This window comes from Arthrobacter sp. U41 (assembly GCF_001750145.1).
Classification (GTDB): domain Bacteria; phylum Actinomycetota; class Actinomycetes; order Actinomycetales; family Micrococcaceae; genus Arthrobacter.
On sequence record NZ_CP015732.1, the window covers coordinates 681,857 to 708,579 of the forward strand.

29 protein-coding genes and 1 pseudogene are annotated in these 26,723 nt (G+C 65.7%); 17 read left to right on the forward strand and 13 right to left on the reverse strand.

What is annotated here, in order from left to right; translation table 11 throughout:
* The first annotated feature begins 256 nt into the window (after window positions 1-256).
* Window positions 257-466: a hypothetical protein gene (locus tag ASPU41_RS03260; RefSeq protein WP_069949703.1), complete on the forward strand. Its 210-nt coding sequence runs from the start codon at window positions 257-259 to the stop codon at window positions 464-466.
* Between the two features lie 572 nt (window positions 467-1,038).
* Here ASPU41_RS03260 and ASPU41_RS23225 read toward each other — a convergent pair.
* The 5 genes and pseudogenes from ASPU41_RS23225 to ASPU41_RS03290 form a co-directional block, all read right to left on the reverse strand.
* Entirely contained in the window at window positions 1,039-2,217 is a 1,179-nt protein-coding gene (locus ASPU41_RS23225) for an ABC1 kinase family protein (protein ID WP_069949705.1), read from the reverse strand.
* A 73-nt stretch (window positions 2,218-2,290) separates the two neighbouring features.
* Window positions 2,291-2,374: pseudogene (locus ASPU41_RS23960) on the reverse strand (AarF/UbiB family protein); the annotation flags it as partial.
* Between the two features lie 589 nt (window positions 2,375-2,963).
* On the reverse strand, window positions 2,964-3,401 hold the full coding sequence (locus ASPU41_RS03280; RefSeq protein ID WP_069949707.1) for a DUF2871 domain-containing protein: 438 nt from the start codon (window positions 3,399-3,401) through the stop codon (window positions 2,964-2,966).
* Between the two features lie 34 nt (window positions 3,402-3,435).
* Window positions 3,436-4,167 carry an ABC transporter ATP-binding protein gene (locus tag ASPU41_RS03285; protein WP_069949708.1) on the reverse strand — a complete coding sequence of 244 codons (732 nt, stop codon included), beginning with the start codon at window positions 4,165-4,167 and terminating at the stop codon, window positions 3,436-3,438.
* Window positions 4,168-4,273: 106 nt separating this feature from the next.
* Window positions 4,274-5,407: an ABC transporter permease gene (locus ASPU41_RS03290; RefSeq protein WP_069949709.1), complete on the reverse strand. Its 1,134-nt coding sequence runs from the start codon at window positions 5,405-5,407 to the stop codon at window positions 4,274-4,276.
* Between the two features lie 564 nt (window positions 5,408-5,971).
* Between ASPU41_RS03290 and ASPU41_RS23840 the strand changes: the two genes are divergently transcribed.
* The 4 genes from ASPU41_RS23840 (at window position 5,972) to ASPU41_RS03305 (ending at window position 8,394) form a co-directional block, all read left to right on the forward strand.
* Window positions 5,972-6,577: an NAD(P)/FAD-dependent oxidoreductase gene (locus ASPU41_RS23840; RefSeq protein WP_331712769.1), complete on the forward strand. Its 606-nt coding sequence runs from the start codon at window positions 5,972-5,974 to the stop codon at window positions 6,575-6,577.
* A 32-nt stretch (window positions 6,578-6,609) separates the two neighbouring features.
* Complete coding sequence (locus ASPU41_RS23845; RefSeq protein ID WP_331712770.1) at window positions 6,610-7,377, forward strand: hypothetical protein; 768 nt, start codon at window positions 6,610-6,612, stop codon at window positions 7,375-7,377.
* Between the two features lie 413 nt (window positions 7,378-7,790).
* Window positions 7,791-7,994, forward strand: coding sequence for a hypothetical protein (locus ASPU41_RS03300; protein WP_069949710.1), 204 nt, complete (start codon window positions 7,791-7,793; stop codon window positions 7,992-7,994).
* Window positions 7,995-8,217: 223 nt separating this feature from the next.
* Entirely contained in the window at window positions 8,218-8,394 is a 177-nt protein-coding gene (locus ASPU41_RS03305; RefSeq protein ID WP_069949711.1) for a CsbD family protein, read from the forward strand.
* A 143-nt stretch (window positions 8,395-8,537) separates the two neighbouring features.
* Here the strand turns inward: ASPU41_RS03305 and ASPU41_RS03310 are convergent, their stop codons facing one another.
* Complete coding sequence (locus ASPU41_RS03310) at window positions 8,538-8,909, reverse strand: VOC family protein (RefSeq protein ID WP_069949712.1); 372 nt, start codon at window positions 8,907-8,909, stop codon at window positions 8,538-8,540.
* A 257-nt stretch (window positions 8,910-9,166) separates the two neighbouring features.
* Here ASPU41_RS03310 and ASPU41_RS03315 point away from each other — a divergent pair, with 257 nt between their 5' ends.
* Window positions 9,167-10,363: an NAD(P)/FAD-dependent oxidoreductase gene (locus ASPU41_RS03315; protein ID WP_069949713.1), complete on the forward strand. Its 1,197-nt coding sequence runs from the start codon at window positions 9,167-9,169 to the stop codon at window positions 10,361-10,363.
* Here the strand turns inward: ASPU41_RS03315 and ASPU41_RS21910 are convergent.
* Complete coding sequence (locus tag ASPU41_RS21910) at window positions 10,312-10,773, reverse strand: carbohydrate kinase family protein (protein WP_231941154.1); 462 nt, start codon at window positions 10,771-10,773, stop codon at window positions 10,312-10,314. The genes ASPU41_RS03315 and ASPU41_RS21910 overlap by 52 nt on opposite strands.
* A gap of 294 nt (window positions 10,774-11,067) precedes the next feature.
* Here ASPU41_RS21910 and ASPU41_RS03325 point away from each other — a divergent pair, with 294 nt between their 5' ends.
* From ASPU41_RS03325 to ASPU41_RS03340, 4 genes are all read left to right on the forward strand, one after another.
* A complete protein-coding gene (locus ASPU41_RS03325; RefSeq protein WP_069949715.1) occupies window positions 11,068-11,379 on the forward strand; it encodes a helix-turn-helix domain-containing protein in 312 nt (103 codons plus the stop codon).
* 156 nt (window positions 11,380-11,535) lie between these two features.
* Entirely contained in the window at window positions 11,536-12,021 is a 486-nt protein-coding gene (locus ASPU41_RS03330; RefSeq protein WP_069952447.1) for a hypothetical protein, read from the forward strand.
* 70 nt (window positions 12,022-12,091) lie between these two features.
* Window positions 12,092-13,516: an MFS transporter gene (locus tag ASPU41_RS03335; RefSeq protein WP_069949716.1), complete on the forward strand. Its 1,425-nt coding sequence runs from the start codon at window positions 12,092-12,094 to the stop codon at window positions 13,514-13,516.
* A gap of 82 nt (window positions 13,517-13,598) precedes the next feature.
* Complete coding sequence (locus tag ASPU41_RS03340) at window positions 13,599-14,846, forward strand: NYN domain-containing protein (protein WP_069949717.1); 1,248 nt, start codon at window positions 13,599-13,601, stop codon at window positions 14,844-14,846.
* Between the two features lie 6 nt (window positions 14,847-14,852).
* On the opposite strand, the gene ASPU41_RS03345 is transcribed toward ASPU41_RS03340, so the two are convergent.
* The 3 genes from ASPU41_RS03345 to ASPU41_RS03355 form a co-directional block, all read right to left on the reverse strand.
* Window positions 14,853-15,608: a GOLPH3/VPS74 family protein gene (locus ASPU41_RS03345; RefSeq protein ID WP_069949718.1), complete on the reverse strand. Its 756-nt coding sequence runs from the start codon at window positions 15,606-15,608 to the stop codon at window positions 14,853-14,855.
* A gap of 152 nt (window positions 15,609-15,760) precedes the next feature.
* Window positions 15,761-15,940, reverse strand: coding sequence for a hypothetical protein (locus tag ASPU41_RS03350; protein WP_069949719.1), 180 nt, complete (start codon window positions 15,938-15,940; stop codon window positions 15,761-15,763).
* A 16-nt stretch (window positions 15,941-15,956) separates the two neighbouring features.
* Window positions 15,957-16,304, reverse strand: a complete 348-nt coding sequence (locus ASPU41_RS03355) for a hypothetical protein (RefSeq protein WP_069949720.1) — start codon at window positions 16,302-16,304, stop codon at window positions 15,957-15,959.
* Window positions 16,305-16,444: 140 nt separating this feature from the next.
* Here ASPU41_RS03355 and ASPU41_RS03360 point away from each other — a divergent pair, with 140 nt between their 5' ends.
* From ASPU41_RS03360 to lhgO, 7 genes are all read left to right on the forward strand, one after another.
* Window positions 16,445-17,221, forward strand: a complete 777-nt coding sequence (locus tag ASPU41_RS03360) for an electron transfer flavoprotein subunit beta/FixA family protein (RefSeq protein ID WP_069949721.1) — start codon at window positions 16,445-16,447, stop codon at window positions 17,219-17,221.
* Between the two features lie 11 nt (window positions 17,222-17,232).
* Window positions 17,233-18,219 (forward strand): electron transfer flavoprotein subunit alpha/FixB family protein, encoded by a 987-nt coding sequence (locus tag ASPU41_RS03365; RefSeq protein WP_069949722.1) that lies wholly within the window; start codon window positions 17,233-17,235, stop codon window positions 18,217-18,219.
* 494 nt (window positions 18,220-18,713) lie between these two features.
* Window positions 18,714-19,793 (forward strand): cytochrome b/b6 domain-containing protein, encoded by a 1,080-nt coding sequence (locus ASPU41_RS03370; protein WP_231941155.1) that lies wholly within the window; start codon window positions 18,714-18,716, stop codon window positions 19,791-19,793.
* Between the two features lie 74 nt (window positions 19,794-19,867).
* Complete coding sequence (gene arr, locus ASPU41_RS03375) at window positions 19,868-20,296, forward strand: NAD(+)--rifampin ADP-ribosyltransferase (protein WP_069949724.1); 429 nt, start codon at window positions 19,868-19,870, stop codon at window positions 20,294-20,296.
* A gap of 143 nt (window positions 20,297-20,439) precedes the next feature.
* A complete protein-coding gene (locus ASPU41_RS03380; protein WP_069949725.1) occupies window positions 20,440-21,339 on the forward strand; it encodes an alpha/beta fold hydrolase in 900 nt (299 codons plus the stop codon).
* Between the two features lie 45 nt (window positions 21,340-21,384).
* The gene (locus tag ASPU41_RS03385) at window positions 21,385-22,041 is read left to right on the forward strand and encodes a flavin reductase family protein (RefSeq protein WP_069949726.1); all 657 of its coding nucleotides are present in this window, start codon (window positions 21,385-21,387) and stop codon (window positions 22,039-22,041) included.
* Window positions 22,038-23,306: an L-2-hydroxyglutarate oxidase gene (gene lhgO / locus ASPU41_RS03390; protein WP_069949727.1), complete on the forward strand. Its 1,269-nt coding sequence runs from the start codon at window positions 22,038-22,040 to the stop codon at window positions 23,304-23,306. Before ASPU41_RS03385 ends, lhgO begins: the two co-directional genes overlap by 4 nt.
* Window positions 23,307-23,404: 98 nt before the next feature.
* Here the strand turns inward: lhgO and ASPU41_RS03395 are convergent, their stop codons facing one another.
* From ASPU41_RS03395 to ASPU41_RS03405, 3 genes are read right to left on the reverse strand one after another with little or no spacing between them, the layout of a single operon-like run.
* Window positions 23,405-24,565 carry an acyl-CoA dehydrogenase family protein gene (locus tag ASPU41_RS03395; protein ID WP_069949728.1) on the reverse strand — a complete coding sequence of 387 codons (1,161 nt, stop codon included), beginning with the start codon at window positions 24,563-24,565 and terminating at the stop codon, window positions 23,405-23,407.
* Between the two features lie 4 nt (window positions 24,566-24,569).
* Window positions 24,570-25,784, reverse strand: a complete 1,215-nt coding sequence (locus tag ASPU41_RS03400; RefSeq protein WP_069949729.1) for a CaiB/BaiF CoA transferase family protein — start codon at window positions 25,782-25,784, stop codon at window positions 24,570-24,572.
* Window positions 25,781-26,716, reverse strand: a complete 936-nt coding sequence (locus ASPU41_RS03405) for a fumarylacetoacetate hydrolase family protein (protein ID WP_083266333.1) — start codon at window positions 26,714-26,716, stop codon at window positions 25,781-25,783. The genes ASPU41_RS03400 and ASPU41_RS03405 overlap by 4 nt, the downstream gene beginning before the upstream one ends.
* Window positions 26,717-26,723 lie beyond the last annotated feature (7 nt).

A 26,723-nucleotide genomic window follows, 5' to 3' on the forward strand; every position in this document is an offset into this window, starting at 1 on the left:
GGCGTGACGAGAACGGCGCAAATGGCGCTGCCCGAAGTTGAACCGTGCCGGCCGCTGACATGGAAGATACTTTGGGGTAAGGCCAAAAGCTACAGGTAAGACGTCAGGCCCTTCATCTGCTCGTGTCCCCTGAGCACGCGTCTGATAGTTCTCGAATTCGGTGGCAAACGGCCGCGCCACCTTCGCCATCTGCAGTTAGCCGGCAATTTGCAGCGTACTCGGCTCGTTAGGATCCGGCGCCGGCCCGACACCGGTTTTGAACCCAGTAGAACTGCAGGACCTGATCGATCACGTCGGGCGCACCGCGGCAGCCAGCTTCGCGTCTGATTTCCTCGACCTTCTCGAGGACCGCCTCACCCACGTGAACGCAGCACTAAGGCAGGCGGACGCTGTATCCGCCCTGAACGCCGTTCTTATCCTCAAGGCAAGCTCGGCGATGCTCGGAGCGGTGCAGATGGCCCTCTAGTGCACCGGCCTCGAGACCGAACTCCGCAGACAGCGAATACCCCACACCGGCCCACTCCCGCGGCTCGCCGCCGACTTCACCTCGGCTTTGGGGGCTTTGATCGCTATCACGTTTTTAGGCGACGCCAACGGTGGCACGTGCTCAAGCTTTCGTTTGCCGGAACACGGGCACCCTCCAGGGCCACGGAGTTCCCGTCGGACAGGGCGGAACCGTCCGGAAGAACCAATGATTCACCGTTGAAGTTCGTTCCTTCGGGAAAGACCAGCGTCGTGGTTTCACCGTCTTTCGCTCGCGCGGTAATGCAACCGGCCCCGTCCGACGCCAAGCTGCCGGTGAGCTGCGCCTCTACCCTCGGAGCAGAGGACGGGCCGGAATGCATGACGGCCTTCTTGCCCCCGATACTGAGCAGCAGCTCGGTGGGCAACTCCTGCTGCGCTGGAGGAGAGGCAGGCCCATTCGTCGGGTCGCTCTGCGGCGTCGCGGCACATGAGGTCAAGGAAAGGGCGATGGCCGCAGCAACGCCCCAAGTAACTCGGTGCTTCATGTCTGTACCCCCGAGCGGTTCGTCGCAGTCATCGGGCGGTGGAGTATCTGGCCGACGCATCCTGGCCGGTGTTGTTGAAGACCAGGTAGAGGACGCGGAGCATGAGGACGGCGGCCACGCCGGCAAGGTTGTATCCGATGACGTGGAAAAGCAGACCGGGGGCGACCTCGGCGCTGTTGCCGAAGGCGAGCAGGACGACGCCCGTGATTCCGAGAACCCCGGCGATGACGGTCAGCAGCGTCTGGCCCAACATACGGGTCAGGACTTCCCGGTCGCGGCGGTCTGCGAGGAGCCGGACGTTGACGCTCTGGTGACCTTCCTGCAGGGCTGAGACGAGCTGGTCAAGATGGCGCGGCAATTTGCGCAGGAGCGGGAGGGTGTCCATCAGCTCCCGTTGCACGGTTTCCTTGATCCCACCGGCGCTGAGTTGTTCCCCGATTTGGGCGTCGACGAACGTCCGGGCCTCGGCGACTATGTCGAAGCCCGGTGCGAGCGAGGTCAGCGTCCCGTGGACGGCTGCTATTGCACGGAAGGCACCGGCCAGGGCCGGGGGGATCGCGGGATCGAACCGGCCTAGGATGCGGATCAGTTCGTTGAGGACTTTCAGATCCAGCGGGACACCGGGTTGGAGGGACGTTCCCATGAATTGGCTGAGGGTGCGTTTAAGGACGGGAACGTCGATCTCGTCTGGGCGGATGACAACCTCTAAGAGGGCCTCGACAAGGAGTCCTGCGTCGGCCCGGTCGATGGCCAGGACGACATGTTGGAGGCTTATCCGGAGTTCGTGGTCCAGCCGGCCTACCGAGCCAAAGTCGACCAGGCCCAGCCGGCCGTCACGGAGAATGATGATGTTTCCCGGATGCGGGTCCGCGTGGAATGTTCCGTCGATCATTATTTGCCGCAGAAGGCTGCGCATCAGCTGGGTCGCATAGTCCTTGCGGGTGCCGGCGTCCATGGAGCCGGCCGTGGCCGGGTCGCTGAACGTGCGGCCGTCCAGCATCTGCATCACAAGCACGCGGGAGGAGCAGAGCTCGGGGACGTGGTGCGGGATGACGACCCGCACGTCGCCGGGGTGCCGGGCGACGGCGGCGCGGAGCGCGACTATGTTGCGCGCCTCCTGCTCGTAGTCCAGTTCTTCGCGCAGGTTTTCCGCGAGACCTCGAGCGAGGGCCTCGAGCGAGGGCCTCGGTGCCCAGTGAGCTGCCAAACGTTGTCGAATTTTCCAGCATCTTCCCCAGCCGCACGGCGATGTCCAGGTCAAGGGCTACCTTGCGCCGGATGTGGGGGCGTTGGACTTTGACGGCAACCCGGGATCCGTTGTGCAGGGTGGCGCGGTGGACCTGTCCGATTGACGCGGCGGCCAGAGGGGTTTCCTCGAAGTGGCGGAATAGGTCTGCGAGGGCCGAACTTCACGAACGTCACGCCGGCTTCCTCGAGGGCGAGGCGCAGGGAGTCCGCCCGCCTGGCGTTGGCGTCCGGGTCGTTTGAGGTCCGGAGCGGGAAGAGCCCGTGTCTGGCACCGATGCGCAGGATCTGGGCGTACCGGATCCCCCGTTGGGATCCGGCTCTCAGCGCGGGCAGCCAGGTGTGGGGCGGGGGCAATACCCCGCGGGGAAGGACCAGCTCGGCGACGACCAGGAACAGAAATGCGGCGAACAGCGCGATGCCGAACTGGAGACTGATGAACGCCAGTCCGCGGTCCGGGATCTGCCACAGGACCTGGGATTCGAAGAGGAATTCCGCCACGACCGCCACGACCAGCGCCAGGATGGTCCGGGCCGGACCGACACGCACCCCCAGTATCCGCCGGGACAGGACTGCCAGCAGCATCATGACCAGTGCGAGCAATCCGATCATTCCGGCTATCAAGATGACTCGACCTGGATCCATGCTTTTCTTCTCCTGATGCTGCGCCCCTGGTGTGGGGGACGGATGGACTCGTGGCGGGCGGCGTCAGTTGGCGCGGGTGAGTTCGGGGGCGGCGGTTTCCTTGCCTGCCACCCGCTTGCCGAGGGTGATGAACAGGAGGATCAGGCCGGCGGTGAGGCCGATGTGCCCCAGCCCGGAGATCCCTGCGATCGCGGCTGACGGGGTGATGCCCCGGACGGTGAATACGCCGCTGAGGACCATCATCGCGGCGGTGAGTGCCAGACCGGCGTTGTAGACCCAGAAGAACACGTTGAACATCCGCAGGCCGGAGAGGTTGAAGAGTTTGTCCAGTGCCAGGACTGCGAGGAAGAACAGCGTGCCCAGGGCCAGGAGGTGGGTGTGCAGCAGGGACAGCTGGCTGCCGCCGGGGAAGTCGCTGGCTTTGGTGAATTCCCGGTAGAACAGTCCGGAAGCCAGGCCGGCGATCATGTAGGAGAGGGAGGCGTAGTAGAGCTTTTTCATGAGTGGTGGTCCTTGGTTTGAGGGATGCTGGGTGTCAGACCGTCGTCAGCACGGGGGCGGTGAGTTTGCCGTCGCGCATGGTGGCAACCGAGTCGGTGAGCGGGACGAATTCGGTGTCGTGGGTCACCATGACGGTGGCGACCAGGAAGTCATTGGTGATGCGGCGCAGCAGCCGAACGATGGAATCGCTGCGTTCGTGGTCCAGGGCCGCCGTTGGTTCGTCCACGAGCAGGACCTTGGGATCGCCCATCAGGGCTCGCGCGATGTTGACCCGCTGGCGCTGGCCGCCAGAGAGCTGGTGGGGGCGCTTGTCCGCGCTGGTGCTGAGTCCGACGACGTCGAGCAGTTCCGCGGCTTTGGCCCGGGCGGCTTTGACGGACTTCCCGCGCAGGTGGTCGCCGATGACGAGCTGTTCGGCGGCAGTTAGGGACGCGAGCAGGTTGGGCTGCTGGAAGATGATGCCGATCTTCTCCCGCCGGAGCGCGGTGAGGTCCTTGTCGCCGAGCCCAGTGGCGTCGGTGCCGTCGATGATCACCAGTCCGTGGGTGGGGCGGACCAGGGTGGCTGCGGCGGCGAGCAGACTGGATTTTCCGGATCCTGACGGGCCTACAAGGGAGACCATCTGGCCGGCCTTCACCGTGAGGTTCACAGCGTCCAGGGCTTTGAGGGTTCGGTCCCCGTCAGGGTATTCGAGGGTGACGTTGACGAGGTTCAGGGACCCGCGGGCGGCGGTGCGGGGTTCGAGGGGGCTGGGGGTGGAGGTCATGGGTACTTCCTTCAGAAGGTTCTCGGGGGAAATCTGCAGCGGCGCCACGGACGCGACCGGCGGGCTGGCTGGCCGGCGGGCCGGCTGGCCGGCTGGCCGGGAGGGTTTAGTTCCCGCCGAGGGCGATCAGGGCGTCGACCTTGGTGACGCGGCGGACGGCCAGCGCCGCGCCGGCCAGACCGAGGGCGACGATTCCCAGGATGGGCAGGAGTGTTGTTGCGGGGGTGATCAGGAAGGGGGCCGCCTGGGCTGCGACGAAGCCGCCGAGGATGCCGATCCCGCCGCCGATTCCGGCACCGGCCAGCAGGACGATCGCGGCCTGGGTGATGGCGTCGCGCAGGATGTAGCCGCTTGATCCGCCCAGGGCCTTCAGGACCGCGATGTCTCGGGTCCGCTGGACGGTCCAGACGGTAAGGAAAGCCACGATGACCAGGGCGGAGATGCCGTAGAGGAAGGCCTGCATCAGTGTCAGGGAGCCGTTTTCGCTCTTGTAGGAGCCCAGGGCCTGGAACGATCCGGTGCGTGAATCGCTCACGGTGCGGGCTGCGATGTTGGCCGCGGCCTCGTCAACGGTGGCGCCGTCCTTGTAGGTGACGGCGGCGACCGTTCCGAGCTGCTCCGGGTCGGTCAGGCGGGCGAGTTCGGACCAGGTGGGAAGCGCGGTCCAGACAACGCTGGTATGGGAATACCACTGGTCTTCGACCACGGCGCTGACGGTCAGCTCGAGTCCTCCGACGCTGGCTTTGTCTCCGGTGTTCAGGGACAGGGCCTTGGCGACGGATTTGCCGATCACGACGGTGTCGGCGGTTACCGCGGACGGCGCCAGCTGGCCCGCCGGTGCGACGCCGAAAACGGCGACGTTGGTCGTGCCGGTGCCCGAGCCGGTATCCGCGGCCACGCCCTGGAAGCGGGTCTGGCTGATGCCCAGGGCCTCAGCGTTTCGGACGCCGGCCCGGTTCTTCCAGCTGTCGACCTGCGCGGCGGTGACCTCACTTTCGGTGAAGGAAGCCTTGGGCGCGTTCGTGCCGGGGGCTCCGAAGACGATGCTGTCCACTGCTTTGGAGGCGGCTCCGCTGCCGTTGACGGCGCCGAGTTTGGCAATTGCCGACGTCGACTGGTCACCCAGCCCGGCCGTCAGTCCCGAGAGCATTACGAGCAGCAGGGTGATCAGGGCAACGACGCCGCCCATCAGGGCAAACCGGCCCTTGGCGAAGCGGATATCGCGGATAGCAAGAAACACGTTTGTTCTTCTTTCAGTGGGTGAAGCAGCGGCCGAAAGGCTCTTAGTCCACTCTCCCGCGGGCCGGACCCGGTGCCATCGTGCAGTCGGTTGATACGCGGCGGAAGAATGGCTGACCCCCGGGTCAACCATTCGGTTGATCCCGCCGGGAGCAGCGAATTGCGGCGGACTGCTTCCTCGGCCACGGCGTCCAAGCCGCCGGGCAGGACGCCGCCGGCCGCGGTTCTGCACCATCTCTTTTTGACTTATCCACAGCGCGGATGAGCATAATGCAAGAGGACCGCCGACCTTATTGGATCGTAGGCGGACCGCTCGGAACAGTTATGCGGGACCATATTCCTGCTGACAGCAGACACCCATGGCCCTTTCTCCCGTTGCAGGCACAGGCCCGCAGGGATTGATTATCGAGGCCCGGCGCGCAGCCGCGCCGGCAGTGTCATTGAAGAAGCCGTTAACCGCCGTGCGCCTTTGCGCCGCCTGCGGTGCGGCAGGTTTGCCTCACGGCCACCTCGTGCATTCCGGGCGTCGAATCTGATGGAGAAGATCCAACGAACAGGAGTAGGCATGTCAATGCGAGTCGGAATCATCGGGGCTGGCCCCAGCGGTATGGCACAGCTACGGGCGTTTGAGTCGGCACGGCAGGCAGGAGCCAGCATCCCGGAAATCACATGCTTCGAAAAGCAGGGCGACTGGGGCGGCCAGTGGAACAGCAGCTGGCGGATCGGCTTGGATGCCTTCAGCGAACCCGTCCTCAGCAGCATGTACCGCCATCTGTGGTCCAACGGTCCGAAGGAGTGCCTGGAGTTCGCGGACTACACCTTCGACGAGCATTTCGGCCGGGCGATCTCGTCCTATCCCCCGCGCGAGGTCCTCTTCGATTACATCAAGGGCCGGGTGGAGAAATCCGATGTCCGCACGTACGTCCGTTTTAACACGGCGGCCCGCTGGGTTTCCTACGACGAACAGGCGCAGGAATTCACCGTAACCGTTGAGGATCTGGTGACCGAGACCACCGAGACCAACGTCTTCGACAAGCTGGTGGTCTCCACCGGCCACTTCTCCTTCCCCAATGTCCCCGAGTTCGAGGGCATCGGCGGCTTCCCGGGCGAGGTGCTGCACGCGCACGATTTCCGCGGCGCCGAAAGGTTCGCCGGCAGGACATCCTGCTGATCGGCAGCAGCTACTCCGCCGAGGACATCGGCATGCAGACCCACAAAATGGGCGCGAAGTCCGTGACGTTCAGCTACCGCAGCGCACCGATGGGCTTCGACTGGCCCGAGAACGCGACGGAACGCCCCCTGGTGACACGTTTCGAGGGCAGCACGGCGCATTTCAGCGACGGCACCACCGGTGACTTCGACGCCGTCGTCCTGTGCACCTGCTACCAGCACAAGTACCCGTTCCTGCCGAGTGAGCTGTCGCTGAAGTCGCGCAACGTGCTCTACCCGGACCACCTCTACAAGGGCGTGGTGTGGCAGGACAACACAAACCTGTTCTATCTCGGAGCGCAGGACCAGTACTACACCTTCAACATGTTCGACGCCCAGGCGTGGTTCGCCCGCGATCTGATGCTTGGCCGCATCGGGCTGCCGGACGCCGCGGAGCGGGCAGCAGACATCGCGGTCTGGCTCGAGCGCCAGGCTGCCCTGGCGGACCACGATGCCGAGGCGGACTACCAGACGGACTATCTGCGCGAACTCATCGCGCTGACGGACTACCCGGAGTTCGATCTGGACACCGTTTCCGCGCTGTTCAAGCAGTGGATGCGCGACAAGCAGGACAACATCCTCGGCTACCGGGACAACGTGCACCGCTCGGTGATGACCGGCACGATGGCGGCGCGGCACCATACCCGCTGGATCAATGCCATGGATGACAGCCTGGCCCGTTACCTGGCGGGACCGTCGGAGAATGTGGACACCGGCGCCCTCACTGCCCTCACCGCCGACGCCGCGGGACAGCACCGGTAGGCTCCAAAACTTCCGCGCGAAACGGTAACTGTGTAAAAAGTGGACGACGGCGGGAACTTTCCGCCGTCGTCCTCTTGCGTTCGTCCGGACGCGCCGTCGCGTCCCAAGCCGCTGTGATGAGTCTCACCCGCAATAATCGCCATCTGGCTTGAGACGCCACGCGGGCGCTGTGCATTATGAAAAGGCATGATCGGGACGGAACATTCCCGGTGCAGCAGCCCTGACCACGTCGACGCTCAGCGTCCGCTGCGGACCAGCGGCAAAGTTTTACCCATTCTGGTGGACGCAATGAGGCCATACCGGTGAGCTCGCTGAGCTGGCCAGGGCTTCAGGCGTTCCTGGTTTGGCCCCACGGCGGCTCCGCATTGGTGCGGCAGCCGGACCTCCGGATTCACGAATGGAAGAACTGAACAATGACGTTTGAAACTGCCACCTCTGTCACCCACAAGCTCTGGGACCGCTCCACGATGCACCACGAGCTGGACGCCCTGATCCACGACCTCTCGGTCCGCCACAACACCCCGAAGAGCAACATCGCGGTCCACGCCAGCGGCCCCAGCACTTTCACGCTCAGCCTGAACCACGGTGCCGCCAGCCTCGAGTCCGTCTCCTCCTAGCACCACAGCCACCACGTAACACCACGACGACGGCGGGACTCTCCCGCCGTCGTCGTCCTGTCTCAGCCGCCGGTCCACATCTGCCGTTCGACGGCGTCCGGGCCCCAAGTCACCGCAATTGCGGATCGACCCCGCCTCCAATTTCGACTGTTCTGTCCCTACAATTAAGTGTTGGCCCCCACGGCACACAGGTCGAGGGGGCGACCAAGTAAGGAGAACCACCATGGGCCTGGGTGACAAGATCCACAATGCCGCCGAGAAACTGCACGGCAGGGGCAAAGAGGCAGCCGGCGGAGCCACCGGCAACGACCGGATGAAGGCCGAGGGCAAACGCCTCCACATCAAGGCAGACCTGAAGCAGGCCGGCGAAAAAGTCAAAGACGCCTTCAAAAAACACTGACACAAGACGCCAGGCCGAGGTGCGGTCCGTCGGAACGCACCCCGGCCCTGGCGCGCAACAATCCCGGTTCCTCCGGCCGGCCATTTCCGCCAGGACCTCCGCTCACGGCGGGCACCCCTTAGCCCGACGCGGCTCCCCGCGGGTCAGACGTGCTGGTCGACGAGCACAGGGTTGCCGTCCGGATCCAGGACGATGAAGCTCGCCGGCCCCGCCGTCCCCTCGTCTGCCTCAGCCACGAACTCCGCGCCGCTGGCTTTCAGCTGCCGCTGGAGCTCGCGCACGTCGGTGAAGGGTTCCACGGCCTCCGCATCCTGGTTCCAGCCCGGGTTGAACGTGAGCATGTTCTTTTCGAACATCCCCTGGAAGAGACCGATGACCGCCTCACCGTTCTTCAGGATCAGCCAGTTCTGGGTGATGTCGCCCCCGAACCTGGTGAAGCCGAGTTTCTCGTAGAAGGCTGCAGAAGCCGCAACATCCTTGACGGTGAGGCTGACCGAAAAAGCGCCGAGCTGCATGTGTTTCTCCACTCTCCAAGGGCACGGATCCTACCGATCATACCCGCGGGCAGAAATACCCCGGAGGGTATACGGCTATACCCTCCGGGGTATAGAGTGATTATCACCACAGTGTTTAACCAGCACGGAACGGGGGTCCGGCGATGCGGGCGAAGAAGCCGTCAGTACCGGCTCCGCCGATGTTCCCGGCCCGCTCAGTCCCCGATATGCCCGGCGCCGCTGAAGCGACGCCCGATTCCTGGAGAGGCGTCTTACAAATGACTATGCACCACGAGATCCTGATCATCGGAGGCGGCAACGCCGGGCTGAGCGTTGCGGCCCGGCTCCGCCATGCAGGGCGGACTGACATCGGTCTGATCGAGCCGAGCGAGCAACACTATTATCAGCCGTTGTGGACCCTGGTCGGCGGGGGCGTCGCAGCCCAGGAGGAAACGGTCCGCCCCCAGGCATCCGTCATGCCCCAGGGGGTTGCCTGGATTAAGGATGCCGCGGCGGACATCGACCCCGAGAACCGCACGGTCGCACTCGCCTCCGGCGGTTCCGTCACGTATGACTATCTGGTGGTCTGCCCCGGCATCCAGCTGGACTGGGACAAGATCCCGGGCATGGCCGAAGCCATGGAATCGCCGGCGGCGTCCAGCAATTACCGATACGACCTGGCACCCAAGACCTGGGACATGATCCGGAACCTGAAGTCGGGGACGGCCGTTTTCACTCAGCCCTCGGGCCCAATCAAGTGTGCCGGCGCCCCGCAGAAGATCGCCTACCTGGCAGCCGACTACTGGCGCAAGCAGGGGGTGCTGGACAACATCCGGGTCGTCATGGTCCTGCCGACCCCGGGCATGTTCGGGGTCAAGGTGTTCGCCGACGAGCTCGAGCGCGTGGTGGAGAACTACGGCATCGAGGTCCGGTTCAACAGCGAGATGACCGAGGTGGACCCAGCCGCAGGCACTGCGGTGATTACCGACAACGCGGCGGGTTCCAAGGAGTCGCTGCACTACGACCTGCTCCATGTCGTGCCGCCGCAGTCGGCCCCGGACTGGCTCAAGCGCACACCGCTGGCAGATCCGGCCAACCCCGCAGGCTACGTCGACGTCGACAAGCACACCATGCGGCACAAGCGCTACCCGGAAATTTTTGCCCTGGGCGACGCCGGGTCGACGCCGAACTCGAAGACCGGAGCGGCGATCCGCAAGCAGGCCCCTGTGCTGGTGGAGAACCTGCTGGCCGCCCTTGACGGCGAAACCCCGTCGGCACAGTACGGAGGCTACGCCTCCTGTCCGCTGACGACGGCGCGGGGGAAGATGCTGCTGGCTGAGTTTGATTACACCCTCCAGCCCGCCCCCAGCATCCCCTTCATCGACACCACCAAGGAACGCAGCGACATGTGGCTCCTCAAGCGCTATGTGCTGCCGTTTATGTACTGGAACCTGATCCTCAAGGGCCGCGTCTGAGGTTCCCTGCCCGGACAGGCACCGGACCACACCCCTAGCACCACAGCCACGACACAGCACCACGACGACGGCGGGAGTCTCCCGCCGTCGTCGTCCTGTCTCAGCCGCCGGTCAAGGAGCGCATAAGCGGCCAGTGCGCGCAGTTCATCCGGGGTGATGTCCCGCAGGCGCGGTCTTGCAGGCGCACCCAGCGCGCCCAGCTGCGCGAGTCCGCAGATCAGCGCTGCCATGAAGGAATCGCCTGCGCCGACAGTATCCGCCACCGTGATGGTTTCCCCTGGTATTTCCACGCGGCCCCGCCGGGTGATGATGACGGGCCCATCCGCGCCGCGGGTCAGGGCCACCAGTGCCGGTCCGAGCTGCAGCCACGCTGCCAGCGTCGCCTCGGCGTCCTGTCGGGGTAGAGCCACCGCAGGTCCTCGTCGCTGGCCTTGACGATGTCGCTGGCGGCAACAAAGTCCTCGGCCTGGCGCCGGGCCGAGCCCGCGGCCCGGCTGACAGAACGGCTGCTGGGCATGCACGCCAACCGGGAGGTCATCCGGACTCCCGCACGACTGGGTCAGCGACCTGGAGCCCGGCGAAGTCCTCGAGGGCAGGGACGCCCTTATCCAGTTCGACGGAAAATGGGTGGACCAGGCCGCTTCCATCATTCCGGAAATGGCCGAGGTCAAGCCCCTGCTGGAACAGTCCTCACGCGGGATCGAATGCCTGGGACCGACGGCCGGGGCCGCAGCCCTCAACGCGATGGGGAACATCCACCGGCCTGGATCGGCTGCACCACCTCGTCGGAGCCGACGTTTTCGAAGTACTTCAAGCGCGCCACCGGCCAGAACTTCAGTGACCTGGTGCGCAAACTGCGGCTCGCCCATGCCCGGCGCCTGCTGGAGCACAGCGACAAAGCCATCTCCGCCATCTGCTACGAAGTGGGCTTCTCGAACCCTTCGAATTTCAACCGGCATTTCCTCAACGACGCCGGCGAAACCCCACGGGACTACCGGCAGCGGGTCCAGGGCTGACCATATTTGGTGACGTCCCTGCCGCCCGTGAGATAGATACTCGTTCCGAAGGACACAATCTCGGATTCCGCGCGGCGAACCACACCGTAGACTCAGCCCATGTCAGGTCGTGGGGGAACGAGACCGGCCCGCCGGGCTGCGGCACTAGTGGTGAGCATGCTGCTGGTCGGCGGCATGGCTGGCTGCGCGTATCGAGATGCCAGCGATCCTCAGCAGCCGGCATCCCCTGAGCGCAGCGGGCGTCCTGCGCCATCGGTCCCGACGAAGAGTCCGAGAATTCTGGATCTGGAAGCGGAAAACTACGCTGAACTGAAAAAGCGCCTTGCGGCTGCGCCCGGGTCCGTGCTCCTTGACGACTCCGGCCCCGCCGACGGACCCGGGGCCGGCTTCAGCAAAACCGCGACAGTGAGGATTGCTGGCTCGTACACCGTCACTGCGGCTTGTGTGGGTATCGAACACGCCCAAGTTTTCCTCTCTCAAGAGGCTGGGGCCGAACTGTCGCCACTCGATATTGATTGCTCAGGGGTCCTATCGCAGGTCATCGAGCTCAAGGCCGGATACGTCGGAGCGCAATTGGTGCGCCAAGACCCGAACGGTCCTTGGACAGGGGCCGTCGCCGGGATAAAGATCACCGTCACATGAGACCGGCGAGTGTCGGTACGCAACGAATTAGGCCGGACGTCTGCGGTTAGTTGTCAGTAAACTGGGACTCATGACCGAGCAGGAACCGGCCCCGCCCGGGGCCGGTGCGGCTCCGGATGCCATCGACACGACGTTGCGCAGTCCGGCAGAGCGGTCCCGCACTTTCGCCGGGATCCTGGTGAACACCGCCCTCGCCAACATCACGACCAGCTACCTCTGGTTTGCCCTGACGTTCTGGGTGTACCTGCAGACGCGCAACGTGATCGCCACCGGGGTAATCGGCGGCGCGTACATGCTGTTGATCGCCGTTTCCAGCATCAGCTTCGGCACCTTCGTGGACCGGTACCGCAAGCTGGCCGTGATGCGCTTCGCCGCCGGCTTCACCCTGGTCCTTTTCGTGCTGTCCGGGGTTATGTTCCTGCTGACTCCCGCAGCCGAACTGCTGGACCTGACACAGCCGTGGTTCTGGGTCTTCGCCCTGGTCATCCTGGTCGGCGCCGTGGTTGAAAACATGCGCAACATTGCGCTCTCCACCACGGTCACCATCCTCATCGAGCCGGAACGGCGGGCCAACGCCAACGGTCTGGTGGGCATGGTGCAGGGAATCATGTTCATCATCACCTCGGTGCTCTCCGGGCTGTCGGTCGGGCTGCTGGGTATGGGCTGGACCATCGTCATGGCTGTGGCACTCACGGCGCTGGCATTCGCGCACCTGCTCACACTGCACATGCCCGAGGAGGTGCGCCCCGCCGCCACGGACGCCCGCGGCGGATTCGACCTGCGGGGCTCCTTCGCCGCCGTGCTGGCTATTTCCGGACTGTTCGCGCTGATCCTGTTCTCCTCGTTTAACAACTTCATCGGCGGCGTCTACATGGCGCTGATGGATCCCTACGGCTTGGAGATGTTCCCCGTGGAGCTGTGGGGGACCTACTTCGCGCTCGGCGCCACCGGATTCATCGTGGGCGGCGCACTGATCGGCAAGTTTGGACTGGGGTCCAACCCCCTGCGCACCATGCTCATCGCTGTGATCCTGATGGGGGTCCTCGGCGCGGTGTTCACGCTCCGGGAATGGGTCTGGCTGTACATCGCCGGCATCTGGCTGTACCTGGTCCTGGTGCCCTTCGTGGAGGCCGCCGAGCAGACGATCATCCAGCAGGTGGTGCCCCTGCACCGGCAGGGCCGGGTGTTCGGATTCGCCATGGCGTTCGAGTCCGCGGCAGCGCCGATCACCGCGTTCCTCATCGCGCCGATCGCCCAGGTCTGGATCATCCCGTACGCGCGGTCCGCTGAGGGCGCCGCCCAGCTTGCCCCGCTGCTGGGCGAGGGCACCTCCCGCGGCATCGCACTGGTCTTCCTGATCGCCGGAATCATCATGATCGCGGCCGCGCTGCTGGCCTTCCTGACCCGGGTGTACCGCCGGGTCTCGGCGTCGTATGCGCCGGCGGCTGCGGAGGCGCCAGGGACGGCGGACACCGGCTCCCGGTCCCCCGGATGAGTCGGATCGTGCTGGGAATGATGTGCAACGCCGCGGACGTAATATCCGGCACGCGCCGCCCTTCTGCTGGCACACTGAGCCGATGACCGCACCTCTCCCCCAATCCAGACGGCCCGGCATCCGCGCAGCGATGTTCGTTGACTTCGACAACGTCTACACCGGTCTGATGGCCCTGGACCCCGCCGCCGCCAAGAGGTTCGCCGAGGATCCCAAGCATTGGACGGAGGCGTTGGCCGGCGGCGCGGGCGAGGAATCCCGGCGCTTCCTGATCCGTAACTGCTATCTCAACCCGGTGGTCTACTCCAAGTACCGGCCGTACTGGACCCGTGCCGGGTTCCGCGTGATCGATTGCCCCTCCCTCACGCAGCGTGGAAAGAGCAGCACCGACATCAATCTGGTGCTGGACGCCATGGATGCCTTGTCCGGGGCCGCACATGTTGAAGAATTCTTCGTCGCTTCGGCAGACGCGGATTTCACGTCGCTGATCCAGCGGTTCCGGGCCGCTGACCGCATGACAACGGTCATCGCTGCCGGTGCTGTGGCGTTCGCGTACCGGGAGATGGCCGACAGTGTCGTCGAATCCCACGACTTCGTCGCAATCCTCAACGGGACCTCCGCGGAGATCCCGCGAATGGTGACGTCTGCCGGGCTGACCGCCCCGCTCACAACCGCACCTCTGGCTTCCGGGGCAGCCGGGACGGCGGCTGACGCTGTCCGCGCCCTGGTGCAGGCCGCACCGGGCCCGGTTGCCGGATCGGTTGCAGCGCACAGGGCACTGACCGCGGACCCCTCGCTGAAGACCGACTGGGGCGGCCACGGCAAGTTCGGGTCCTGGATCGCCCAGATCGGGCAAGGCGTCCAATACTCGTCGACGCCGTCGCCCGGCTGGGTGTGGGACGCGAAGCGGTTCTCGCCGGAGCTCTACTCGCTGGCGTCCGAGGGCCGGCCGGCGATCGAGGAGCAGGTCACCAGGGTTACAGACGTGCCGGCGCTTTCGACCGAACAGTTCCGGCAGGTCTTCCTGTCGCTGGAGGCAAAGTTGCGCGACCACCCGGGCAACCGCAGCGAACTGGCACGATCCGTCAGGGACGACTGTGTTGCAGCCGGACAGCCGGTGTCCCGCTCGGCCGTCAACTTCGTAATCCAGGGCGTGGTCTCCGCAGGGGGCTCCGTCACCGACGAGATGACGGCCAGGGAACTCGCTGCGGCGTGGACGAGAAATATTGAAGAGCTGTGCCGGTTGGCCTTGATGGAGTTCGACGACGCGGAAAAACTCGCGCTCAGGCGATGGGCCAGCGGCGGGCTCCTGGAATCCAGCCCGCCGCGATAGCCAGTATCACAAGGTGGGGGCTTCCGCCTCCGCCAGTCTGATCATCCGAAGTTCGTCCTCCACCGCGCGGGAAGGCCAATAGTCCTTCGCCAGCTGAGCTGCCCGGCTTTGGTCTGTCGCCGGGAAAAGCTTGCCGAGCAGCCCGGCAGCCTGAAGCAGGGCGATCAGCGCCGTGGTCCTGGCATCGGGCACCTTGGAATCGGGCTTGGCAGCAGGGGCCTTGGTATCAGGCGCGTTGGAGTCAGTCATGGCATCAGGCGCCTTCGCCTCGGGCGCCGTGGCGTCAGGCTTCACGGCCTCCGACGGCGCACCGCTGAGCGCGGTTTTGATCTTTTGCAGGAGCGCAGCTTCCGGGCCGTGGTCCTTCTCCGGATACCGTGTGGATTTGAACAGGCCAAGGCGTTTTTCGCCGACATGTTCCACGATGCCCTGGGACGCCATCCCCTCGTAGATTCGCTGCACTTCGGCGCGGTTCTCCAGCATGGAGACCCACCGCTTGGGAGTGTGGGGCCGGGATTTGCCCCGGATGAGCTCCAGCTCGTGCTGGAGCTCCGTTTTCGGGGTGGCGCCGGTAGCCCTGACGTTCTTGCCCTGCAGTTCGATGGCACCGAGCAGTTCCAGCTCGGCCAGTATTGCCCCTGCCAACGTGGTCCTGAGCGCGTATACCGGCACTTCGGGTTTTCCGTTCTTGTCGTTCGTTGCCAAGAGCAGGAAAGCCTGGGGAAGGCTCAGCTCATCCACCTTTGTTGTTTCAGCATCCATACGCTCATGGTGGCGCAGTCGGGCGGCCACCACAATGAGGATTTAGACCCCTCTTCAGCGGAACCTCCCGCCGTCGTCCGCCGGCGTTTGGGGGCCCTGTTGGGTCCGCTACCCGCCAAGGAACCGCAGCAGGAACGGGACGGTGGCGCGCATCATCCACAGCTCCCCGGCGCTGGCGGCCTGCTCGCCGCGGGTTCGGGGTTGAGACGGCGGTCGGCGTCCTTGTAGGTGTCAGGCAGCGGGATGAGTTCGCCGAAGTTTGTGCCGATGGTGGGTCCGCCGCCCTGGATCAGGAGCAGCGGAGGACGGCGGGCGCTTCCCGCCGTCGTCATCCGCTTGCGTTTGGCGCTAGTCCGCGGGAGCGGTTCCGCCCGGCACACTGGAATCGACAGGGAAGGTCATGAACGCCGGCGTCTCGTACGGATGCACGGACAGTGCGGCGTCGATGATGGCGCTGCGTTGGGAACGCTGGTAAATTGCCTCGATCCGGGTTTCCGGCACCTCCTCCGGGGAATTGACGGCGCCGACGGCGGGGTTCGCTCCCGGCAGCGGCGTGAAGCGCCCGATGCCTTCGACGCTGAAGGAGCAGTGCGAGTAGTTGCCCAGGCTGCCCGCCCCGGCGTCGCCGATGGCCTGCCGGACAGCTTGCGCGGCTTCGGTGGGGACGTATATGACGAGACAGTCAATTGGCTCCATGGGAGAAAGTCTGGCATGGAGCAACCGGTGAATCACGGGGACATGTGCCTGCCCGGTCCCGACCCGGACGCCTCGTAGACTCAATGGAGATTCGGCTTGTCTCCTCTCTGGAGACAAGCCCGCCACAGGAAGAGCCATCGATGAAGATTATCGTCCTCGTAAAGGAAGTCCCCGACACGTACGGGGACCGAAAACTGAACCTTGAAACAGGCCTCGCCGACCGGGAAGCCAGCGAGGCAGTCATTGATGAGATCGGCGAGCGGGCCTTGGAGCTGGCACTGACCTACGCCGACGCCCATGCGGGCGCTGAGGTCGCAATCCTCTCCCTCGCTCCCGAGGGTGCCACGGCCACGATCCGCAAGGGGCTTGCGATGGGCGCGGGAAGCGCCACCCTCGTCTCTGACGAGGGGCTCCGGGGTGCGGATCTTGGACTTACCGCTGAAACCCTCGCAGCAGCGATCCGTCGCGTTGGGTTTGACCTGGTGATTGCCGGCAACGTCTCTACCGATGGATCCGGCGGCATGATTCCCGCGATGCTTGCAGAACTGCTTGACGTGCCGCTAGCTACGGGCCTCAGCTCCGTGGAGATCAGCGACGGCGCGGTCTCCGGCTCCAGGGGCGTTGAATCCGGGGTGCAGAAGGTATCAGCGAACCTGCCTGCGGTGATTTCCATTACCGAGGCACTGCCCGGGCCGCGCTTCCCGAACTTCAAAGGAATTATGGCCGCGAAGAAGAAGCCCCTTGAGACGCTCACCCTCGCAGACCTCGGGATCACGCCCGACAACCCGGACGCGGCGCGTTCGATCATGCTGACCGTTGCAGAAAAGCCCCCGCGCGCGGCGGGCGTAAAGATCGTTGACGAGGGTGACGCCGGCGAGAAGCTTGCTGCCTTCCTTGTCGAAAACCGACTGGCTTAAGGAGCAACGACATGACTGAATTCGCTCGTGACGCAATCCTCGTCGTCGTGGAAACCGGGCCTTCCGGTGAACTCGAGAAGGCTGCGGCCAGCCTCCTCGGTGCTGCCGCCGAAGTTGGCACGCCCATTGCCTTGGTCCTCGCCTCACCCGGCGCCGGGAGCGCCGCCGCCGCCGAGGCCGCGGCCCTTGGTGCCGCGCGCGTCCTGATCGCGGAAACTCCGGATCCTTCCGCACTCGGTGTGCCGGGCGTCGACGCCCTCGCCGCCGCTGTGAAGCAGGTGCAGCCGGACGCGATCCTGATTTCGCATTCCCTGAACGGGCGCGACCTTGCCGGCCGCTACGCTGCCCGTTCGCGTGCAGCGATTTCCGTCGATGCGATCGGTGTGTCACGTGATGACGAGGGCGTCGTGGCACACCACTCCGTCTACGGCGGTGCCTACGACGTGACGTCGACGGCCACGTTCGGGCCGCCGGTAATCACGGTTCGCCAGGGCTCCATCGAAGCGCGTGCCACGGCTCAGCCGCAGGCGTCGGAGACCTTGGCAGTGACGGGCTCCGGGAAACCGGCCGCGCGGATCGATTCGTTCGAGGAGGCAGTTGTTGCCACCTCGCGGCCGGAGCTGCGGGGTGCCGCGAAGGTTGTCGCGGGCGGCCGCGGCCTCGGGTCGGAGGAACAGTTCGCCCTCGTTGGACAGCTCGCCGATACCCTCGGTGCTGCCGTTGGTGCTTCGCGTGCCGCGGTGGATGCCGGCTACATCCCGCAGTCGCATCAGGTCGGCCAGACCGGGGTTTCCGTGTCGTCACAGCTGTATATCGCGCTGGGCATTTCCGGCGCGATCCAGCACCGGGCCGGCATGCAGACCGCGAAGACGATCGTCGCCATCAACAAGGATTCAGACGCGCCGATCTTCGAGATCGCCGACTTTGGTGTGGTCGGCGACCTCTTCAAGGTTGTGCCCCAGCTGATCAGCGCCCTTGAGGCCCGGAAGAAGTTGTGATGGCACCTCTGTCTCGGTCCATCCGGCGTGGCCTGCCCCGCGTCGAAGGCGGTGACCCCTGGCCTCCAGCAGGCCAGGTACCCGCACACATTGTCACGGCAGCAGCGGCAGCCCCGTCCGCGACTGCCTCCGGGGTCGGACCGGCCACCGCCCCGCCGGCGACCCCCGCGGCGGTGCGGCGGCTTCGCCGTGGCCTGCCGCGGGTGCCGGGCGGCGAGCCCTGGCCCCCAGCGGGCGATGCTTTGGTATCAGTGCCGGTTCCATCCGGAGCTCCCGCCGCGGTCGCCACACCAGTGCCGGCCGCTGATGCTGCAGCGCCGCAAGCGACGGCAGCGACGCCGCCTACAGCAGCTCCGGCCACCGGACCTGCCACCCCGACGCCGGGAACCACCCCGCTCCGCCGCGGGCTCCCCCGTGTCCCCGCTGGTGAACCGTGGCCGCCGGCCGGACTTGCTCCGGCGGCCGCCGCCGCCCCCGCGGTGCAGGTAGATGCGGTGCAGGAAGATACAGCACACCTCGCCAGGCCCCAGGCCCCGGCAACCAGCGTGGCGGAGACCGTGGCCGAGGCTGAGCCGACGGCGACCGCGAGCGCACCCGCGGTTCCGGCGGCCCCGGCAGCGGCGGCCCAGCCCGTCCCCATCGGGAAGCCCGTGAGGCCGAAGGCCGAGGCAAGGCTCTACGGTTCGCGCACCCTGGCGCAGTGGATCAGGCTCGTTGCGCTCCTCGCGGCCGGCGCCGTGGCCGCCGCAGGGATCCTTGTGCTCGCCGCGCGCGGTGTGACGACGCTGCCGGGGGTGCCGGAGTTCCTCGTAAGGTACCCCGGCGAGTATCACCTGCCCGAGACGGCCGAGCCGGGCTTCCCGTGGTGGGCGCAGTGGACCCACTTCCTGAACATCTTCCTGATGGCGCTCATCATTCGCTCCGGCTATCAGGTGCGCTCCCAGCAGAAGCCGCCGGCGTTCTGGACGCCGAAGCGCGGTGGCAAGAAGATCAGCATCAACCTGTGGCTGCACCAGTCGCTGGACATTATTTGGCTGGCCAACGGGCTCATCTTCGTGGTGCTGCTCTTTGCCTCCGGCCACTGGATGCGAATCGTCCCGACCAGCTGGGAGGTGTTCCCGAACGCGCTCTCCGCGCTCCTGCAGTACATGACACTGGACTGGCCCGTCGAGAACGGCTGGGTGAACTACAACAGCCTGCAGCAGCTGATGTACTTCCTCGTGGTGTTCATCGCGGCCCCGCTCGCGGCGATCACGGGTGTGCGGATGAGCGAGGTCTGGCCGAAGAACGCGAAGACCCTGAACAGGATCTACCCGGTGGAGGCTGCGCGCGCGGTCCACTTCCCGACGATGCTGTTTTTCGTGCTGTTCATTCTCATCCACGTGTTCCTGGTGTTCTCGACCGGTGCGCTGCGCAACCTGAACCACATGTTCGGCGGCACCGACGTGGTGAACTGGGTCGGGTTCTGGCTCTTCGCGGCCGCCATCGCCATCACGGTGGCCGGGTGGTACGCCGCCCGCCCAATCGTGCTCGCACCAATCGCGAAGCTGTTCGGTCCGGTGAGCAGCCGTTAGGCTTCCAAGCGCCGGCCCCGTGACGGGTCCGGCGTGCTACTGCCGTAATTGACCCAACCTCGAGGAGGGTGTGCATGGAGAACCAACCGCTGTCGTCCGGGGCCAAAGATCCCGGGCCTTTCTACCACGGCACGAAGGCTGACCTGAAGCCGGGGGACCTGCTGGAACCCGGTTACAGCTCGAACTTCGGGGAGCGGAAAAGGGCGAACTTCATCTACCTGACCGCAACCCTGGAGGCGGCCACCTGGGGAGCGGAACTCGGGCTGGGCGAGGGACCAGGCAGAATCTATCGGATGGAACCCACGGGCGACTTTGAGGATGACCCGAACCTGACCGACCAGAAGTTCCCCGGCAACCCGACACGGTCCTACCGCACCCGGGAGCCGCTGCGGGTAGTTGAGGAGATCCTGGATTGGCAGCCGCACTCCCCTGAAGTGCTTCAGAACATGCGGAACCACCTTGAGGAACTCAAACGGCAGGGCATCGAGGCCATCAACGACTGAACGACCGTGCGGCGGATTCCACCAATCGCCTTCCAACCATCGCGTTCCAAGCACAGCCGCATAGCGGCCTCGCCGGACGGCAGCCGGGCGCGTCCCCCTGCAGGTTCTGCGGACAACCCGCCCGGCGGGGTCAGAATGGCAACATGAGCTTTACATCCTTCGGCCGCATCGAGACCCCCGTCCTGGACATCGGATACGAGTCCGCGGGTGATCCGGGCGGGACCCCGGTGATCCTCCTGCACGGATTCCCGTACGACGTTCGGGCCTACGACGACGTCGCTGCCATCCTCGCCGGCCAGGGCGCCTTCGTGCTCGCACCGTACCTTCGCGGCTTCGGTCCGACCCGATTCCTCGATCCCACAACGATCCGCTCAGGACAGCAAGCCGCCCTCGGGCAGGATCTCATCGACTTCATGGATGCTCTCAACATCGAGCAGGCAGTCGTTGCGGGCTACGACTGGGGCGGCCGGGCGGCGTGCATCGTGGCGGCACTGGACCCCGGACGCGTCACCGGCCTCGTCTCCGTGGGCGGCTACAACATGCACAACCTCGCGCGTTCCGGCGAGCCTGTCAACCCGGAATGGGAGCGAAGCTACTGGTATCAGTACTACTTCCACTCGGAGCGGGGGCGCCGCGGGCTGGAACGAAACCGGGACGAACTGTGCGAGCTGCTCTGGCGCACCTGGTCGCCCGCCTGGGGTGGAGCACGGCAGGCGTTTCCCGCCAGCGCCCCGAGCCTGCACAACCCCGACTTCGTCGACGTCGTCATCCACTCCTACCGCCACCGTTACGGACTGGCCGACGGCGACCCTCGCTACCAGCGGTTCGAGGACCTGATCGCCCAAGAGCCGCGGATCACCGTCCCGACGGTGGTGCTCGAAAGCGGGGACGACGGCGTCGGCGGCCCCGCGGCGATGGCAGGCAGGGACCACTTCACCGGCCCCTACAGCCATAGCGTCCTTCCGGGTATCGGACACAACGTTCCGCAGGAGAATCCGACCGCGTTCGCACAGGCCGTGGTGAGCCTGTTCGACGGCCTCTGAGAGACTGAGGGGGTTGGAGTGATCCCCACCACATGGAGAGATGTCATGAAATACAACCCGGCCACCGAACCAAGCCCGTTGCCTCACTCGCCCTTCAAAAGCTGCACCATCCCCCGCCCCATTGGCTGGCTCTCCAGTATCAGCACCACCGGCGTCGAAAACATCGCCCCCTACAGCCAGTGGCAGAACCTGACGTTCGACCCGCCCATGGTGATGTTTTCAGCCAACCAGCACCCCGACGGGCGCCGGAAGGACACCGTGATCAACGCCGAGACCACCGGCTGGTTCGTCTGGAACATGGCGACCTATCCGCTGCGGGAAGCCGTCAACAAGAGCGCCATGGCGCTGGGTCCGGAGGAAAGCGAATTCGATCACCTGGGGCTCACGCGCAGCTATGCCGACAATTACCCGATCCCCATGGTGCACGAGAGCCCCGTGAAGTTCGAGTGCAAGTACCATTCCACCCACCGGATTCCGGGGACCACCCCCGCCGGGACGGTCGACGTGATCTTCGCAACCGTTGAAACCATCCACATCGACGATGCGGTCATCACCGTTGACGGACGGCTGGACATCAAGAAAATCGAACCCATCGCCCGCCTGGGCTACTTCGACTACACCGTGGTGCGTGAGACCTTCGAAATGCGGGTCCCCGGCACGGAAGAGGTCGCCCGGACGGGCCAGGAAGGACGGGTAGCATGAGAAGCGAGTCGACGTCGAACTCCGCGCCCACGAAACCGTTGCGCTGCGCGGTCATCGGCGGTGGCATCATCGGTGTCGCCGTTGCCCGGGAGCTGATCAACCGGCTGGACGGCGCGTCGGTGACGGTCTACGAGAAGGAGGACAAACTCGCCTATCACCAGACGGGCCACAACTCCGGGGTGGTGCATGCCGGCCTCTACTACGAACCCGGCGGCCTGAAGGCCACCCTGTGCCGCCGGGGAGTCGATCTGCTGAAGGAATACTGCTCCGCCAAGCAGCTCCCCTACGATCAGTGCGGAAAGCTGGTCATCGCGCAGACGGCCGAGGAAAGCCGACGGCTGGAGGACATCTTTGTCCGGGCGCAAGCCAACCGTGTGCCCGGGGCCGCGATGCTCAGCAGCGCCCAGATCAAGGACGTGGAGCCGAATGCTGTCGGGCTCTCGGCTCTGCACTCGCCTGAAACGGCCATCGTTGACTACGCCGCTGTCACCAACGCCCTCGCCGACGATGTCCGCCAGGCAGGCGGGCAGATCAGGCTGGGACAGGAAGTCAGCTCCCTGGAACAGCAGGGGCACGGCGTTGTGGTGCACACCAGGAGCGGAGGTGAGCACTACGACCTTGCGGTGGCCTGCACCGGGCTTCAATCCGACCGGCTGGCCGCGTCGACGGGGGAACCCTCCACCCCGCGCATCGTGCCGTTCTTCGGGCAGTACTTTCTCCTCGGCCCGGAGGCACGCACCCAGGTCAAGGGCCTGATCTATCCGGTCCCTGACCCGCAGCACCCTTTTCTTGGCGTCCACCTCACGAAGCGCATCGACGGCGAAATGATGCTGGGTCCCAACGCCTTCATCTCGTTCGGACGGGAATCCTACTCCTGGAAGGACGTCAATGTGCGCGATGTCCTGGACTACGCGTTGTTCCCCGGTTTCTGGAACTTCGCCCGCAAAAACCTGCCGTCGGCAGTGCGTGAATTTCAGACGGTCATCAGCAAGCGCAAGTTCATCGGCGAGGCCATGCGCTTCGTCCCCTCGCTCGAGGGTGCGTCGATCGTTCCCGGCACGCGGGGTGTCCGCGCCCAGGCGATGAACGGGGACGGGTCGCTTGTGGATGACTTTGTGATTGCCCGCCGCCAGGACATGGTCCTCGTCCGCAACGCGCCCTCGCCGGGCGCGACCTCCTCCCTGGCCATCGCCGAATACATCGTCAACCAGGCGCTCGAGGGGCGCGACGTCCCCGGGCGGGCCAGGGGGCAGCTCCCGCACTGACGCAGGACAGGTCCCGTGACCTACCCGGCCAGGGCCGCCAATGGGTCAGGCCCGCCGGATGCCGCGACGGCTCGGCCGCGGCTTCCGGCAGGGTCTCCTCAGCGGAAGGCCGGGATCCCGGTGATGTGGTTGCCCAGGATCAGCGTGTGCACCTCGTCCGTTCCCTCGTAGGTGCGCACGCTCTCGAGGTTGTTGGCGTGGCGCAGCGGGGAGTACTCCAGGGTGATGCCGTTGCCGCCGAGCATGGCGCGGGCCTCGCGGCAGATCTTGATCGCTTCGCGGCAGTTGTTCAGCTTGCCCACGGAGATCTGGTGCGGCTGGAGGACGCCGGCGTCCTTCAGCCGGCCCAGCTGCAGGGCCAGCAGCGTGCCCTTGTTGATCTCCAGTGCCATGTTGACCAGTTTCTCCTGGGTCAGCTGGTAGCCGGCGAGCGGTTTGCCGAACTGCATGCGCTGCTGCGAGTAGTCCCGCGCCGTGAGGAAGCTGTCACGGGCCGCTCCCATGGCACCCCAGATGATGCCGTACCGGGCCTCGTTGAGGCACTCGAACGGGCCGCGGAGCCCCTTGGCGTTGGGAAGCATGGCACTGGCCGGCAGCCGGATGTCCGTCAGTTCGATGTCGCACTGAATGGACGCGCGCATGGAGAGTTTCTGTTCGATCGGCGTGGCCTTGAAGCCCGGGGTGTCGGTGGGGACGACGAATCCGCGGACGCCGTCGTCGGTCATGGCCCAGATGATGGCCACCTGCGCCACCGAGGCCAGCCCAATCCAGCGCTTGCTGCCGTTGAGGATCCAGTCGTCGCCGTCGCGCTTTGCGAAGGTCAGCATGTTTCCGGGGTCGGATCCGGCGGAGGGCTCGGTGAGGCCGAAGCAGCCTATGGCAGTTCCGGCGGCCATGCGCGGAAGCCACTCGAGTTTCTGCTCTTCCGATCCATGCTTGGCAATGGCACTCATGGCCAGCGAACCCTGGACGCTGACAAACGTCCGCAGACCCGAGTCGCCGGCCTCCAGCTCCAGGGCGGCCAGACCATACTCCACCGAGCTCCGGCCGGGGCAGCCGTAGCCCTTGATGTGCATGCCGAGCAGGCCCAGTTCCGCCATTTGCGGGACAATCTCCAGCGGGAATTCCGCGCGCTCGAACCAGCCGGCGATATTCGGTTTGATGACGGAGTCCACGAAGCCGCGGACTTTCTCCCGCACGGCGAGTTCCTCCGGCGTGAGCAGCGTGTCGATGCCGATGAGGTCTGAAGTGTCAGTCATGGTTCTACTTTCCGGTGGGGGTGGGTTGGCGGGCTGCCGGTTTGTTCCGCTCCGCGAAGGTCGCGCCGCGGTGTTCGCCGAGCAGCGGCGGCAGCCGCCGGTACGTGGCGGGCGTTTCGGAGAGCTGGATGGGGTTGGCCACCTGCCGGGAGGTTCGGGGGCTGGACCCGTCGGCAATCTCCACCACGGGCTCCAGCCCCAGGTCGGCGGCGAGCTGGATCGCTTCCACGATGGAGTTGACCTTGCCGGCGGGTACGCCCGCCTCGCTCAGAAGTCCCGACCATTCCACCGCCGTCCTCTTCCGAAGCTGTTCCTCAAGCAACGCCTTCAGCTCGACCCGGTGGGCCACCCTGTTCTCGTTTCCGCGGAACCTGCTGTCCTCCGAAAGTCCGGGAACGCCCAGCACCCGGGTCAGGGCAGCAAACTGCTTGTCCGTTCCGACCGCCAGGGCGAGCGGCCCGTCCGCGGTCTGCAGCGTCTCGTAAGGGGCGATGCTGGGATGGGCGTTGCCCATGCGCTGCGGGGATTCGCCGGTGGCGAGGGTGCTGGACGCCTGGTTGACGAGCCCGGCCAGCAGCGAGGACAGCAGGTTGACCTCAACCCGCTGGCCCCTGCCGGTCTGGTCGCGGCTTCGCAGCGAGGCCAGGATGCCCACCACTGCGTTTTGGCCGGTCACCACGTCCACCAGCGCCACTCCCACCTTGCTCGGTTCCGACTCAGGGGATCCGGTGACGCTCATCAGTCCCCCCACGGCCTGGACCAGGAGGTCGTATCCGGGCAGATGCGCCCCGCCCTTGCTTCCGAATCCGGTGATGGAGCAGTAGACCAGGTCCGGGCGTTCCGCGCGGAGGCTTTCATAGTCCAGGCCGAACCGCTGCATCACGCCCGGCCGGAAATTCTCAACAACGACGTCGGCGGTCAGCGCTATGTCCCGGGCCTGCGCGAGTCCTTCCTCGGTGCGCAGGTCGCACACGACCGAGCGCTTGTTCCGGTTCACGCTGGAGAAGTACGTGCCCGCGCCGTGTTCGTCCACGGGCGGCACCCAGGCCCGGGTGTCGTCGCCGGCCGGGCTCTCCACCTTGATCACATCGGCGCCGAAATCAGCGAGCATCATGGTGGCAAAGGGTCCGGCGAGGACCCGGGAGAAATCCGCCACCTTGATTCCGGCCAGGGGTGCGGCGGCGGGAGGGCCGTCAGGGACAAGTTGTGCGCTGTTCAACGAGCGTCAGCTCCTTCGGTTGTGGTTCCGGGGTCTCCGCTGGAGGCGGTCACGGGATTACGGAGGGTTCCGAGCCCCGTGACGCGGCATTCGGCGATATCCCCCGGTTCGATATGGACTGCTCCGGGGGTTCCCGTGGAGATGATGTCACCGGGGAAAAGCGGCATGACCTTGCTGTGGAAACTGATCAGGTATGCCGGGTCGTAGCGCATGTTCGAGACCGTATTGCTGCGGCGCACCTCCCCGTTGACCACGGTGGATACCGTGACCTCGGCCAGGGAACCGGCGGCAGCCTCCACCTCGGCGAGGGGCACGATCCGGGGACCGAAGGAAAAGAATCCCGGAAAGTTCTTGGAGCGGGTGAGGAACCGCGGATTGCGCTGCAGGATGTCCTCGGCCGTTTGGTCCAGGACCGGTACGACGCCGGCCAGATAGGACAGTGCATCCTCCGGCTCGACATTGCGGCAATAGCGGCCGATCACGACGGCGATCTCCGCTTCGGTCGTGGTGCGATGGCTCTGCTCCGGTATCGGGATGTTCTCGTCCGGGCCGATGACCGTGTGGTCGCCTTTGATAAACGAGGCCGGCTCGTCGGGCACCGCCTCGGTGAGGTCGCAGGCGTGCTCCACGTAGTTCAGGCCGATCCCCCACAGCATGCGGGGGTGACGGTACGGGGCGCCGAAGCTGAGCTGCTCAGGATCTTGGAAGACGGCGTCGTCGGCGCTGGCGGCGGCCGTTTCCAGGTCCCCGAGCAGGTCTCCGGTGAGGACGTCGAGGATGTCGCCGGTAAAGCCCGGGAGCAGGTCGCGGACCAGCGCGGCTCCGCGCTGCGGGTGGACGACGGCCGCCTCTTCGCGGGCCTGCCCGGGGTTGGCGCTGTCGGGGGCGGATCCGTCGCGGATCGCGCAGAGATGAAGGATGCGGGAAGTCATGGATTGT